The 12,930-nt window shown below is 70.0% G+C and carries 12 protein-coding genes; 6 read left to right on the top strand and 6 right to left on the bottom strand.

Annotated features, from left to right (window positions below):
• Positions 1-17 precede the first annotated feature (17 nt).
• Genes FKO37_RS17060 through FKO37_RS17050 form a run of 3 tightly spaced genes read left to right on the top strand, consistent with a single transcriptional unit; the run spans position 18 to position 3,414 of the window.
• Positions 18-1,334 (top strand): MFS transporter, encoded by a 1,317-nt coding sequence (locus FKO37_RS17060; RefSeq protein WP_238605018.1) that lies wholly within the window; start codon positions 18-20, stop codon positions 1,332-1,334.
• Entirely contained in the window at positions 1,331-2,743 is a 1,413-nt protein-coding gene (locus FKO37_RS17055; protein WP_238605016.1) for an amidase, read from the top strand. Before FKO37_RS17060 ends, FKO37_RS17055 begins: the two co-directional genes overlap by 4 nt.
• Before the next feature lie 14 nt (positions 2,744-2,757).
• Positions 2,758-3,414, top strand: a complete 657-nt coding sequence (locus tag FKO37_RS17050) for a GDSL-type esterase/lipase family protein (protein WP_238605014.1) — start codon at positions 2,758-2,760, stop codon at positions 3,412-3,414.
• Between the two features lie 7 nt (positions 3,415-3,421).
• On the opposite strand, the gene FKO37_RS17045 is transcribed toward FKO37_RS17050, so the two are convergent.
• The 5 genes from FKO37_RS17045 to FKO37_RS17025 all read right to left on the bottom strand — a co-directional run bounded on the left by FKO37_RS17045 (position 3,422) and on the right by FKO37_RS17025 (position 7,839).
• A complete protein-coding gene (locus tag FKO37_RS17045; RefSeq protein WP_238605012.1) occupies positions 3,422-4,315 on the bottom strand; it encodes an NADP-dependent oxidoreductase in 894 nt (297 codons plus the stop codon).
• 107 nt (positions 4,316-4,422) lie between these two features.
• The gene (locus FKO37_RS17040) at positions 4,423-5,508 is read right to left on the bottom strand and encodes an alpha/beta hydrolase family protein (RefSeq protein ID WP_238605010.1); all 1,086 of its coding nucleotides are present in this window, start codon (positions 5,506-5,508) and stop codon (positions 4,423-4,425) included.
• Positions 5,509-5,531: 23 nt separating this feature from the next.
• On the bottom strand, positions 5,532-6,383 hold the full coding sequence (locus FKO37_RS17035) for a hypothetical protein (protein WP_238605008.1): 852 nt from the start codon (positions 6,381-6,383) through the stop codon (positions 5,532-5,534).
• Positions 6,384-6,406: 23 nt separating this feature from the next.
• On the bottom strand, positions 6,407-7,567 hold the full coding sequence (locus tag FKO37_RS17030; RefSeq protein ID WP_238605007.1) for a serine hydrolase: 1,161 nt from the start codon (positions 7,565-7,567) through the stop codon (positions 6,407-6,409).
• A gap of 32 nt (positions 7,568-7,599) precedes the next feature.
• A complete protein-coding gene (locus FKO37_RS17025; RefSeq protein WP_238605005.1) occupies positions 7,600-7,839 on the bottom strand; it encodes a hypothetical protein in 240 nt (79 codons plus the stop codon).
• Between the two features lie 146 nt (positions 7,840-7,985).
• Between FKO37_RS17025 and FKO37_RS17020 the strand changes: the two genes are divergently transcribed.
• Positions 7,986-10,229 (top strand): XRE family transcriptional regulator, encoded by a 2,244-nt coding sequence (locus tag FKO37_RS17020; protein ID WP_238605003.1) that lies wholly within the window; start codon positions 7,986-7,988, stop codon positions 10,227-10,229.
• A 23-nt stretch (positions 10,230-10,252) separates the two neighbouring features.
• Positions 10,253-10,387 carry a hypothetical protein gene (locus FKO37_RS47165; RefSeq protein WP_255806993.1) on the top strand — a complete coding sequence of 45 codons (135 nt, stop codon included), beginning with the start codon at positions 10,253-10,255 and terminating at the stop codon, positions 10,385-10,387.
• 214 nt (positions 10,388-10,601) lie between these two features.
• On the opposite strand, the gene FKO37_RS17015 is transcribed toward FKO37_RS47165, so the two are convergent.
• Complete coding sequence (locus tag FKO37_RS17015) at positions 10,602-11,522, bottom strand: DMT family transporter (protein WP_238605001.1); 921 nt, start codon at positions 11,520-11,522, stop codon at positions 10,602-10,604.
• On the opposite strand from FKO37_RS17015, the gene FKO37_RS17010 reads away from it, so the two are divergent.
• Positions 11,521-12,930 (top strand): PLP-dependent aminotransferase family protein, encoded by a 1,410-nt coding sequence (locus FKO37_RS17010; protein WP_238604999.1) that lies wholly within the window; start codon positions 11,521-11,523, stop codon positions 12,928-12,930. The two genes, FKO37_RS17015 and FKO37_RS17010, sit on opposite strands and share 2 nt — an antisense overlap.

The following is a 12,930-nucleotide window of genomic DNA, read 5'->3' as shown; positions in this document are numbered from 1 at the left end:
CGGCAAAGGAGCCGATCATGCCTTTCGCAGCGCCGCCGTCCCCGGATGCGCCCCGGTCGATCCGCCGCCGGGCCTGGGCGGTCACCGCGCTCATCGCGGTCTTCATGGTCATCAACTTCGCGGACAAGGCGGTGCTCGGGCTCGCCGCGGTGCCGATCATGCGCGAATTGCACCTGTCCAACAGCACCTACGGCCTGCTGGCGAGCAGTTTTTACCTGCTGTTCAGCATCACCAGTCTCGCCGCCGGACTGCTTTCCGCGAAGGTCGCCAGCCGCTGGATCCTGTTCGCGCTGGCGGTGTGCTGGGCCGTCGCGCAGGTGCCGGTGCTCGTGTTCGCCGCGGTGCCGACGCTGTTCGCCAGCCGCGTCCTGCTCGGCGCCGCCGAAGGCCCGGCGTCCGGAATGAGCATGCACGCACTGTACAAATGGTTTCCCGACGAGCGCCGCAGTTTGCCCACCGCGCTGCAGCTCACCGGCGGCTCGGCCGGCATCTTCGTCGCCGCGCCGCTGCTCACCTGGATCATCACCGATTACGGATGGCGGGCCGCGTTCGTCGTTCTCGCGGTGGTCGCCGGACTTTGGGCGCTCGTGTGGCTGCCGATCGGGCACGACGGGCCGTACGCCGCACCGACGGCGGCTGCCACGAACACCGAACCAGCACGTGTCCCGTACCGCAAATTACTGCTCAACGGCACGGTTTTCGGCGGGTTCGCCAGTGCTTTCGGCGCTTACTGGTCGCTGGCGCTCGGCTCGTCCTGGCTGCCCGCGTACCTGCAAACCGAAGCCGGATTCGGCCCGAAGACCTCGGCGACGGTGATCAGCCTGCACGCCGCGCTGAGCATCGTGCTCATCCTCACCGTCGTCCCGGCGACCGGCCGGCTCGTCCGGCGCGGGGTCTCGAGCCGGTGGGCCCGCGGTGCCACGCAAGGGATCGCGGTCGCGCTCGCCGGCGTCTGTATGGCGTTGTTCCCCCTCACGACGTCGGACGGCCTGCGCGTCGTGCTGATCATGATCGCGTTCGCGGCGGGCAGCCTCGCCTATCCTCTTGGGTACCTGACGGCAGGCGAACTCGTGCCCGTCCGGCAGCGGGGCACGGTTTTCGGGCTGGCTGTCGCGATCAGCACGCTTCCCGGGATCATCGCGCCCGCGGTCACCGGCAGCCTCATCGACCACTACGGCTATCCGGCCGCTTTCGCCGTCGGAGCCGCCATCATGGTGCTGACTGGCGCTTACGCCGCTTTCGCCATCCGACCGCAACGCGACGCCGCGCGCATCGGCCTTTCCCCAGCGTCCAACATCCGCCCAGCGACCAGCCCGGCTCAGGAGCACGCGTGACCGACCTGTCCTTCGCCACCGCGACCGAACTCGCCGCAATGATCCGCGCTCGCGAACTCTCGCCGCTCGAACTCATGCGCCACACATTGGACCGCGTGGCGTCGATCAACGGTGACCTCAACGCGGTCGTGTCGCTCGACCCCCAACGCGCGCTCGACGAGGCGACGGCGCTGACCGACCGGCTCGCGCACGGAGCCGAGCCCGGGCCGCTCGCCGGACTTCCGATCGCGGTCAAAGACCTCGAAGACGCCGAGGGTTTCCCCACCACCCGAGGGACCAAAGCTTTCCGCGACGCTCCGCCCGCCGCCTCCGACAGCGTCCACGTCGCCCGGCTGCGCGCGGCGGGGGCCATCGTGATCGGCAAGACTAACGCTCCCCCGATGGGAGCCGCGATCGCGACCCACAACGAAGCCTTTGGCATCACCCGAAACCCGTGGAATTTCGACAAGTCGCCGGGCGGTTCGAGCGGCGGGGCCGCCGCGGCCGTCTCCGCCGGACTGGTTTCCCTCGCCACGGCAGGCGACGGCGGCGGTTCCACCCGGATCCCCGCCGCGCTCTGCGGCATCGTCGGGTTCAAGCCGACCCGCGGCCGCATTCCCCACGGCCCGGCCGCGATTCCGTCCTGGACGCAGCACAGCTGTCTCACGCCGATGACCCGCACGGTGCGCGACGCCGCGCTGCACCTGGATCTCGCCGCGGGGTTCGACCCGGCAGATCCGTACTCCCTCCCGTGTCCAGTGGAGTCCTATGTCGACGGACTGGAGCAGCGGCCGCCCGCGCTGCGGATCGTCGTCCACCGCACCCTCGGCGTCGCCGAGCCCGAACCGGCGGTGCTGCACGCGCTCGACCGCACGATCGAGGTCCTGCGAGAACTCGGCCATGACGTCGTGGAGGACGAAATCGCCCATCCGCACGCTCAAGACTTCCCGGCCGCCGTCCAGCTGCGCCAGAAAGTCCTTGCCTACCAGCGGTTCGCCGCGGTCGCCGAGGAGTTCTCCGCGCACCGCGACCGGTTCGAGCCCTGGTTCGCGGACCTCCTCGACCACGGAAGTTCCGTCACCACAGCAGAACTCTCGCGCTACTGGGAACACCGCGGGCAGCTCGACCGCTGGGCCGCCGGACTCTTCGACCGTTGCGACCTGCTCCTCACCCCGACCACCCCGACCACCGCCTGGCCCGCGGAAGGCCCTGACGTCCAGCGGCGGACGATCCCGATCGCCTTCACCGCGCCGTTCAACGACACCGGCAATCCCGCGATCAGCGTCCCCACCGGTCTCAGCCCGGACGGCCTGCCATGCGCGGTCCAGCTCGTCGCTCCGCACCACCGCGACGATCTCCTGCTCCGCGTCGCGGCTGATCTGGAGCAGGTGCTCGGCGCGCCTCGCCCGGGAATAACAGCCCGGCGATAGCGTTGCGCAGCTGCATGATCAGCGTGCTCTGCTACGGCGATTCCAACACCTACGGCCAGCGTTCCGAGGAAACGGACAAGGGACGGTGGCCCGCGGACATCCGGTGGACCGGCCAGCTGGCGGCCCTCCTCGGCGGCGGATACCACGTGCTCGAGGAGGGCCTCGGCGGCCGGACCACCGACCTCGACTACCCGGAATCGATGAACCGGCCGGGCCGCAACGGACGCACCTACCTCCTGCCCGCTTTGCTGAGCCACAACCCGGTCGACGTCGTCGTGCTGATGCTCGGCACCAACGACTTGAAGATCCAGTTCGGGCGAACGGCAGCGGAAGTGGTCGCCGCGATCGCCGGACTGCTGGACGACGTGGCCGCGCACGGGAGGACGGATGCGGGACGCGCACCCGAGGTCGTGCTGGTGTCGCCGCCGCACATCGACGTGACCGCGCCGGACTTCGCCGACGTCAACGGAGCCTTCTACGACGCGACATCGGCCGCGAAAGCGCTACAACTGGCCGGACCGCTCGCGGAACTCGCGGCGGCGCGCGGCGCGACGTTTGTCGACGCGGCCACCGTGGCTGAGACGGGAGCCGACGGGACGCACTTCAGCGTGCCTTCACACGAACGGTTCGCCCGGGTGATCGCGGGCGAGGTGCGGCGCATCGCCGGTTGAGCGATAGTCAGACCAGCAAAACCCGCCGCCCGCGGGTGTGTCCCGCCTGGCTGTCCGCGTGCGCCGCCGAAGCTTCGGCCAGCGGGTAGGACTTGTCGACCGGGATGTGGAGTTTGCCGCGCTCGATCAGGTCGACGGTCTCCGCGAGGGCTTCCTTCATGTTCCCCCCTGTCCCAGCGAACCGGATACCCAGCATCGGGGCCTCCAGGTCGGCGATCGTGATCACCTTGTCCGGGTCCCCGGTCAGGTCCAGCAGGCCGCGGATCACCCCGGTGCCGTTGAGGTCGAGGGCGGCGTCGACCTGGCCGAGCTGGCGCACCCGGTCGACCCAGCCCTCGCCGTAGGTGGTCGCGATGGCGTCCAGGCCGCGCACGTAATCCTGATTCGCGGCGCTGGCCGTGCCGATCACCTTGATTCCCCGGTCCCGGGCGACCTGCAGCACCGCCGACCCAACTCCGCCCGCGGCGCCGCTCACCAGCAGCGTCTGTCCAGTTTGGACACCCACCAGCCGGAGGACGCGGAGCGCCGTCTCGACCACCGACGGGTATCCGGCCGCTTCGGCGAAGGTCAGCCCGGACGGCAACGGCGCCCAGGAATTCAGCACGGCGAACTCGGCGTAGGTATTCGAGCCTCGGCCCAGCACCGGGTCCCCGACCGCGATGCCGGTGACGCCTTCGCCGATCTCGTCGACCACGCCGGAGGCGTCCTGGCCGACGCCGGAGGGCAGTTCGATCGGGCGGATCCGCTGGAACTGGCCCTCGCGAGTGCGCCAATCGTGCGGGTTCACGCCGGCCGCCCGCACGGCGACGCGGATCTGGCCGGGTCCGGCGTGGGGTTCGGGGACTTCGTCCAGCTCAAGGACTTCGGGGCCGCCATAGGCGGCGAAGCGCACTGCTTTCATGCCGCCAACTTAACAACAACGGTTAGTGTTTTGCAACGGTTAGCGTTACGGTCGACCGCAAGGACCCCGGACGGAGCGGATCCGTCCGGGGCACCCCCAGCATTTCCTTACGCGGCGGCGAAAGCCCGCTCCAGCCGCGGCAGGTAGTCCACCAGGTCCTGTCCCCAGCAGCCGGCCGTGTGCTTGCCTTGGCAGTTCGGTCCCCAGGTCTTGCCGTTGCCGTAATCCACGGCGTAGTAAGAGTGTCCGGCCTTGTCCAGCGCCGCCTTCAGGTTCTGCTGGGCGGCCTCGGTGACCGACTCGGCGAACGCCGGTTCGTCGAGCAGCACGTTGATCGGGTTGCCGTTGCCGGACCCGGTGTAGAGCGAAACGCCGACGCCGGCGAGTTTCCCGGCGTTCACGACCGGGCCGTGGGACAGCGCCGCGGACATGTCGCCCGCCTCGTTGAGCGAGCCGAACGCGGAATCGGTCGGCACCGCAGGGCCGAACCCGCTGCCGCCGGCGCCCTCGCCGGAGCCCGACGTGCCCGACATGGCGAACCCGACGTTGGACAACGTGCCGCGGATCGCCGTGCGGACCCAGTACAGGTTGAAGTCGATCGCGCCGGACAGCGAAACGGTCTGGGAGAACAACTCCGGACGGTCCTCGGCGTAGTGCAGCGCACCGAACCCGCCCATGGACAGCCCGCCGACCGCCCGGCCCGATTTGGCCGCGACGGTGCGGAGGTTGGCGTCGATGAACGGGATCACCTGGTCGAGATGGAAGGTTTCCCACTTCTGCGCCCCGGCCGCGGTGTCCTGGCGCACCCAGTCGGTGTACCAGCCGCGGAGCCCGCCGTCCGGGATCACGGTGATCATCTTCTGGCTGGCCAGCATCGCGGGATAGGCCAGATACGGGTTGCTCGGATCGTCGCCGACGCCGTGCAGGAAGTAGAACACCGGGTAGCGCGTGGTGGTGTCGGCGTAGTAGCTGCTCGGGACGATGACGCGGATGTGGTGCTGTCCCGCGACCGCCGGGGTCGTCACGGTGAGGACGAAGTTGGTGGGGGTGCCTTGCGCGGTCCCGACCTGGGTGAGGCCGAAGCCGTCGGTCAAGGTCGGCAGGGCGGGGGTGTCGGCGTGCGCGGCGGGGCTGGTGAAGGCCAGCATCGCGGCCGCGGCGGACACCAGTGCGCGCTTGAGCAACAGTCTCATGGTCACTTTCCCTGGTCGCGGGGTCACGGGTTCTGGGTCACGTGGAAACCGGCGCCATAGGTGCCGGGGTGCGCGGCGTCGCGGGCGCGCAGGTCGGCGAGGATGTTCGCCGAACTGGTGTAGACGTACTGCGGGACGCCGAGGATGATCGCCTTGGTGATGCCCGCCCACGGGCCGGCCGCCTGGAAGTTGTTGCCCTGGCCGGGATATTCGGTGCCAGGCACGTGCCAGATCGACGGGCCGCCGGAGTCGTTCGCCTGGTGCTTGGCCCAGGACTGGTAGACGCCGTTGGCGTTGCTGGTGACGCGGCCGTACCAGACGCCGAGCTGACCCGACACCACGAGTTCGTTGGTGTTGTTCAGCGCGGCGCCGAGGAGGCGTTCGTTGTTCAGCGACGGGTTGAGCGCGTTCGGGCTGGGCTGCCCGTCGGGGACTTCGAGTTCACCGGTCTGCTTCAGGTACGGCCCTTGCGAGGACGGCGTCACCGACGGCACCAGCTCGATGATCATGTAGTCCTTGGTCGGGTGGCCCGTCATCGAGCCCTCGCGGTTCTTGAAGTACCGGACGTAGCCGATCGGGCCGAACCCGGTGTCGTTGCGGTCGTAGACCGGTGCGATGTTCTCCGGGATGTCCCGGTCGGAGTAGTGCTGTCCGGGGGCGTCCACCAGGCAGTGCCCCGCGGACACGGCGATCTTCCGGTCGTACTTGTCGGTGCCGACCGCGCCGATCGTGCAGAAATGATCGGGGGTGTTGAGATCGAACAGGATCTGCATCGAGTTGAAGACCCGTTTGGCGGGTTCGGCCGAGGCGCCGGCCGCCCCAGTGACCACGAGGACGACCGCCGCGATCGCGGCGAGGAAACGTCGGGTGCGCACGCACGCTCCTTGATTCGTAGGGTTCACTGCCTGCTGCCGCAGAGAGCGGAGTCGATCACGTCGAGAGGCGAGGGCCGGATGCTCGTCTCCTCCCACGCGTTGGTCATCATCGAGGCGTACCGGCCGTCGTCGGTCGCCGCGGTCCACGAGGTGTAGCCGGACGCCGCGAGGCCGTTGTGGAACCAGGCTTCGCCGCCGCAGGACAGCGTGATGGCCTGCAGTCCGAGGCCCAGGCCGACGTAGGCCGGATCGTGCACCGGCACCTGGATCGTCCGGCGCATCTCGGCCAGCGCGGCGGGCGAGACGACCTTGCCGTCGAGCAGGGCTCGGTAGAACGTCGACATATCTGTCAGCGTCGAGACGATCGCTCCGGCCGAGCTTTCGATCGACGGTTCGGAGATCACCGGGGCCGAGGTCGTCTCGGTCCAGAAGAAGAACGGGCCCGCCCGGACCCCGCGGTACCCGGGAAGGTACGGCGCGGGAAGCGACCGGTCGCCCGCGCGCGGGAAACTGGTCTGGGCCAGTCCGAGCCGGTCGATGATCCGGGTGGTGATCGCGTCGCCGACGGACATCCCGGTGACCTGCTCGATCAGCAGCCCGTTGATCAGGTAGCCCAGGTTGGAGTAGAGCACGCTGGTGCCGGGCGCGGACGCGGGCGGGAAGTTCCGCAGCCCGACCTGGACCAGATCGTGCAGGCCGATGCTGCCGTCCGGTTTGACCAGCCCGGCAGCTTTCTGCGCCCACGCCACCACATCCGGGGCGGGGATTCCGGCGGTGTGCTGAAGGAGCTGCCGGACGGTGATCCGGTTGCCGTCGTACCCGTTGCCGTCGACGAGGCCGGGCAGGTAGCGCTCGATCGGCGCGTCGAGCGCGACCTTGCCCTCGTCGACCAGTTGCAGCACGACCGCGGCGGTGAAGGTCTTGGTCTGGCTGGCGATGCGGAAATGCTCGTCCGGCCCCAGGGGACGCGCGGCGCCGGTGATCGTGGCGCTGCCCGTCGACAGATGCCACGACCCGGACGCGTTGCCCGCGTAGACGGCCGCGCCTGGTCCGGCGTGGGCTTGGTAGCCGTTGAGAACAGCCTGGGTGTCGGCGTGGGCATCGGCCGCGGACGCCGGTGCGGCCAGCGCCACGGCGACAGCCGCGCTCGCCAGAATCGAAACCGCCTGTCTCAGTCTGCGCACAAACTCTCTCCTTCGCTCAAAGGGTTCCGGAACTACCTGGCCGTGTACCGGCAGACGGCCACCGCCACGACGATCAGCAGCAGCACGCCCACCAGCACCAGGCAGCCGGCCCCGCCGCTGTTCGACCGCCGGCGCTCCGCCTGCCCCCTTGGCGGAACGCCGGGATGGCACCGGGCGTAATGCCGAGCTCGCTGTTCGGCGCTCTGCGACTGCGTCAGCCAAGGTGTCCGGTAGCCGCATTCGCCGCACCAGTACCGGAAGTCGGCGGCCATGTCTCTCCGATGCCGAGGTGACCCGATCCCGGTCATCGTGGGGTTCGCGCAGGTCACCGCACCAGAGCACAAGCCGGTCAGGCATGACCGGCCGGCGCGGTAAGCTCGTTTCGGGGTGAGCGGGCGCATAGTGAGGGGTCTCCGCGGTGACGAGCCGGGCCGGCGTTCTGCTGCGCGAAATGCGGCGTCAGACGGGGTTGACCCAAGAGCAGCTGGCGGAGCGTTCCGGGGTCAGCGTCAGCACGATCCGGCGGCTCGAGAACGGCAGGCCCATCGATCCGCGGATGGGCACCGTGAAGCTTCTGGCCGACGCGCTCGGAACCACGACGGCCGAACGGCGCGCGCTGCTGGCCGAGTTCGGCGTCTCCCCCGCGCCGGAAGAGGCCGAGCCGCCGCGGATCCGGAGCGCGCTGTCCGACGCCGCGGACCAGTTCGCGCGGGTGGTCGCTTCTCGCTGGCAACGCGAGGAAGAGCAGCGTCGCGTCCACGATCCTTTCCCGCTGCCGGTGCGGTGGCAGCCGGCTTCGCCGCGGCTGACCGATCGCTGGGACAACATCCGCGGCGTCCGGCCGGGCGGCACCGCGGAACCGCTGGACCTGAACGGCGAACTGGACGACATCGCGAACGTCTACCGGCGGATCCCGTCCGGCCGTCTGACGGTCCTCGGCCGGGCCGGTTCCGGAAAGACGATCCTGACACTGCGGTTCGTGCTGGGCTTTCTCCGCACGCGCACCGCCGCCGAACCGGTGCCGACGATCTTCAACGTCAGCTCGTGGGACCCGACGGCCCACACGCTGCGGGATTGGCTGATCGAACGCCTGCCGCAGGACTACCCCGATTACCCCGGCCTGACCGGTCCGCTGGCCGCCGAGCTGGTCGAAACCGGGTGCGTCCTCCCGGTTCTGGACGGATTCGACGAGATCGCCGCCGGATTGCACGCCGCCGCACTGGCCGCGCTCAGCGCCACGTCACTGCCGTTCCTGCTGACCAGCCGTCCCGCCGAGTACGCGACCGCGGTCGCCGCGACGGATGTGCCGACCTCGACCGCGGGCGTGGAACTGCTCGACCTCACCCCGGCCGACGTCGCCAACTACTTGCCCCGCACGACTTCCCGCGCCGGAGACCGGTGGGACCCAGTGCTCGCCGAACTGCGCGGCTGCCCGGACGGACCCCTCGCGACCGCGCTGAGCACACCGTTGATGGTGGTCCTCGCGCGAACCGTCTACAGCGACGGCCGAGACCCGGCGGTTTTGCTGGACAGCGCCCGGTTCCCGACGTCGGACGCGCTGGAGGACCACCTGCTCGCCAGCTTCGTGCCCACCGTCTACCAGCACCGGCCTCCGCACGTCGCCCGCCCGGTCCGGAGCTGGGATCCCGAACGCGCCCAACGGTGGCTGGGCTATCTGGCCCAGCACATCGGTCACCTCGACGAGCACGATCTGGCGTGGTGGCACCTGGGCGCTTCGCTGCGCCGGTCGTCGCGAATCCTCGCTCTCGTCATGGCTTCGACGCTCGCCATCGCTGTGCTGAACTGGCTCGTCTTCGTCCCCCTCGACCTCATCGACCGCGGCACCGCGTTCACCTTCCGCGCGGGATTGATGGACGGACTCCTGATCGGCCCGATGGTCGGCCTGGCGTTCGGGCTGGTCCACGGCCTGATGATCGTGTGCGGCGGCCGGAAAATCGAACCGTCGCGCGTCCAGATCCGGCTGCGCGGACGGCATCGGACCGGCAGGCAATTCTTCCGCGCTTACACCGCCCGGCTCGGCGCCGCCCTGCTCGGCGGGTTCGTGATCGGCCTCGGATACGGCCCGGTCAACACGGCGTTGCACGGCCTGCTCTTCGGTTTTCCGCCGGACGGCAAGTCGCTCGCCGAGAAAATGCTCGTGCCCACGCTCGTTTACGGGCTCATCTTCGGGCTCGCGGCCGGACTGGTGTTCGGGCTGATGGCGGCGCTGGAAATCCCGCTGGACGTCGGCTCGGCCGCCACCCCGCTCGGTCTGCTGGCCACGAATCGCACGACAGCGTTGCGGCAGTTGCTCATTCTGGTGCCGACGGTCGCTCTCTCGATCGCTTTCGGTGGTGCGTTGCTGGTGGAGCTTCTCCAGGGTCCCTTGGGTCCGCTCCGGTGGCCACTGTCGTCGGGCCTGCTGATCGGCGCCGTCGGAGGTCTCGGGGGCGGGCTCTCGTATGTACTGGCGTTCACGGCTTGGGGACAGTGGGTGTTGCTGGCGCGCATCTGGCTGCCGCTGACCGGCCGTCTGCCGTGGGCGGTACCGGCGTTTCTCGATGACGCGTACCAGCGCGGGGTGCTGCGACAGGCGGGGGCGGTTTACCAGTTTCGCCATGCGCGGCTTCAGGATCACCTTGGTCGCGCGTATCGCGCCTGATCCGACATGCTGGTCTCGGCAAGGTGCGGGTCTGGCTGGACGAGGGTGGCGACCCGCACGTCGGGTTTCTTCACGACCCGCCGCTGCACGCCGCGGCCGACTACGGTTCCGCGGAGGTCATGGTCGAACTGGCGCGCCGGAGGACGACCTGGACGTGATGTCGGGCTGGTCGCCGGCCCGGCTGAGTCTCGCGGGCCCCGCGCCTGAGCTGCCGGACGCGGGACTTTCGCTCGCAGATGCCCGGCCTCACCAAGGCGTTGTCCGCGGGGACAACCTGCTACGGCAGGTACGCCAGCCCCACGAGCGGCAACCAGGGCGTGTACGCAGGACTGCGCCCCGTCGACAACCGTTCGGTCACCGGGCCGCCCGGGCCTAACCCCGAGCAGTCCGCACCCGCACCGCGCTCCCCGCGCAGACGATCACCGCCAGCCCGCCCAGCATGGTCTGCCAGGTCAGTTCCTCGCCCAGGAAGACCGCTGCCCACGCCAGATTCAGCACTGGCTGCACCAACTGCACCTGGCTGACCCGGGTCATCGGCCCGAGTCCCAGCCCCCGGTACCACGCGAAGAAGCCCAGATACATGCTCACCACCGCCAGATAGGCGAAAGCGGCCCACTCACCCACTGTCGCATGTGGAGGGTGGTTCGTCACCGACACGACGGTCAACGCGACCATCAACGGCGAGGCGACCACCAGCGCCCACGAAACCGTTTGCCAGGCGCCCAATTCCCGCGCGAGCACTCCGCCTTCTGCGTAACCCACCGCAGCGGCCAGCACCGCGCCGAAGAACAGTGCGTCCGACCATTGGAGTCCGCTGAGGCCACCGCCTTGCAGGACGGCGAAGCCGATCGTCGCGACGGCGCCGACGGCGGCCAGGGCCCAGAAAGTGGCGGGCGGGCGTTCGCGCGTGCGGAGCACCGCTGCTACCGCCGTCGCGGCGGGGAGCAGCGCGATGACGACGGCGCCGTGGCTGGCGGAGGCTGTGGTGAGGGCGTACGAGGTCAGCATCGGGAAGCCGATCACCACTCCGCCCGCGACGACGGCGAGGCGGAACCATTGCGTGCCGCGCGGGAGGCGTTGTTTGGTGGCGATCAGCGCGACGCTCGCGAGCACCGCGGCGACCACTGCCCGCCCCGAGCCGATGAACATCGCCGACAGGCCGCCGTTTTCCACCGCGACCCGGGTGAACGGCACGGTGAACGAGAACGCCACGACGCCGAGCAGACCCCACCAGAGACCGGCCCGGGGTAGCGCCGGTGCCGCCGGGAGAGTAGCGCTATCCTTCAGTTTCATGTCCGACGATAGCAGCTCCCGGATCGCTTCGACACTGCGCGAGTGGATCGCCACCGCCCCGGCGGGCGCGAAGCTGCCGTCGTCGCGGGAGCTGGTCGCGCGGTATTCGGCCAGTCCGGTGACGGTCCAGAAAGCACTGCGCAGCCTGTCTTCCCAAGGACTGGTGGAGAGTTTGCCGGGAGTTGGCACGTTCGTCCGCGCCGCGCCCGCCACCGGGTCCGGCGACTACGGCTGGCAGACCGCGGCGCTCGGCGCCCCGGGGCACGGGCCGCTCAAACAGCCCGCATCGCTGCAATCGGTCTCCACGGGCACAGTAGCGCTTCATTCCGGCTACCCCGACCCGGAGCTGCTGCCGGAGCGGCTCGTCCGGAGCGCGTTCTCCCGGGCCGCTCGGACGGCGGCGCTGGTCGGACGGCCGCCGACCGCGGGCGTTCCCGAACTGCAGGCCTGGTTCGCCGCGGAACTGCGCACGGCGACCCCGGCCGGGATCGCGCCGGTGAACCCGCGAGACGTCGTGATCACCCCGGGCAGCCAGAGCGGACTGGTCACGGCCTTCCGCGCACTGGTCGGGCCGGGGCAGCCGCTGCTGCTGGAATCCCCGACGTACTGGGGCGCGATCCTCGCGGCGACGAAAGCGGGCGTCGCGGTGGTTCCGGTGCCGAGCGGCCCGAACGGACCGGATTCCGACGCGCTGGACCGGACGTTCGAGCAAACCGGCGCGCGGGCCTTCTACGCGCAGCCCAGCTTCGCCAGCCCGACCGGCGCGCTGTGGCAGCCCGATCTCGCCGACCGCGTCCTCAACACCGTCCGCCGGCACGGTGCTTTCCTGATCGAGGACGATTCGGCGCACGATTTCGGCATCACCGCGGAACCGCAGCCGCTCGCGGGCCGCGACGACGACGGCCACGTGGTCTACCTTCGCTCGCTCACCAAGAGCGTCTCCCCCGCGATCCGCGTCGCCGCGCTGATCGCCCGCGGCCCGGCGCGCGACCGGATTCTCGTCGACACGCTGGCGGAATCGATGTACGTCAGCACGGTGCTGCAGACCGTCGCGCTCGACGTCGTGACCCAGCCCGCCTGGCGCACCCACCTGCGCCGGGTCCGGCACCAGCTCAAGACCCGCCGCGACCTCCTGCTCGCCGGCCTCCGCGAGCACGCGCCCGCGGTGCAAGTGGAATCCGTGCCGCAGGGCGGGTTGAACCTCTGGGCGCGGCTGCCCGGAACGGTCGACCTGCCGCGAGTGGTTCGGGATTGCGAGTCCGCCGGCGTGGTGATCGGCCCTGGCGACGAATGGTTCCCCGCCGAGCCGACCGGACGCTTCATCCGGCTCAACTACGCCGGGCCGAATCCGGACGCGTTCGCCGACGCCGCGCGGGTGATTCAAGAAGCGGTCGAGGCGAACGTCTGA

The organism is Amycolatopsis sp. Poz14 (assembly GCF_006704225.1).
GTDB lineage: Bacteria > Actinomycetota > Actinomycetes > Mycobacteriales > Pseudonocardiaceae > Amycolatopsis > Amycolatopsis nivea.
This window is presented reverse-complemented; position numbering and strand designations above follow the sequence as displayed.

What these genes read in the sequence shown, in the direction of transcription:
- FKO37_RS17050 (WP_238605014.1), top strand. Translation starts at nt 2,758, where the DNA reads ATGATCAGCGTGCTCTGCTACGGCGATTCCAACACCTACGGCCAGCGT.
- FKO37_RS17045 (WP_238605012.1), bottom strand. Translation starts at nt 4,315, where the DNA reads ATGAAAGCAGTGCGCTTCGCCGCCTATGGCGGCCCCGAAGTCCTTGAG.
- FKO37_RS17010 (WP_238604999.1), top strand. Translation starts at nt 11,521, where the DNA reads ATGTCCGACGATAGCAGCTCCCGGATCGCTTCGACACTGCGCGAGTGG.
- FKO37_RS17025 (WP_238605005.1), bottom strand. Translation starts at nt 7,839, where the DNA reads ATGGCCGCCGACTTCCGGTACTGGTGCGGCGAATGCGGCTACCGGACA.
- FKO37_RS17060 (WP_238605018.1), top strand. Translation starts at nt 18, where the DNA reads ATGCCTTTCGCAGCGCCGCCGTCCCCGGATGCGCCCCGGTCGATCCGC.
- FKO37_RS17015 (WP_238605001.1), bottom strand. Translation starts at nt 11,522, where the DNA reads ATGAAACTGAAGGATAGCGCTACTCTCCCGGCGGCACCGGCGCTACCC.
- FKO37_RS17040 (WP_238605010.1), bottom strand. Translation starts at nt 5,508, where the DNA reads ATGAGACTGTTGCTCAAGCGCGCACTGGTGTCCGCCGCGGCCGCGATG.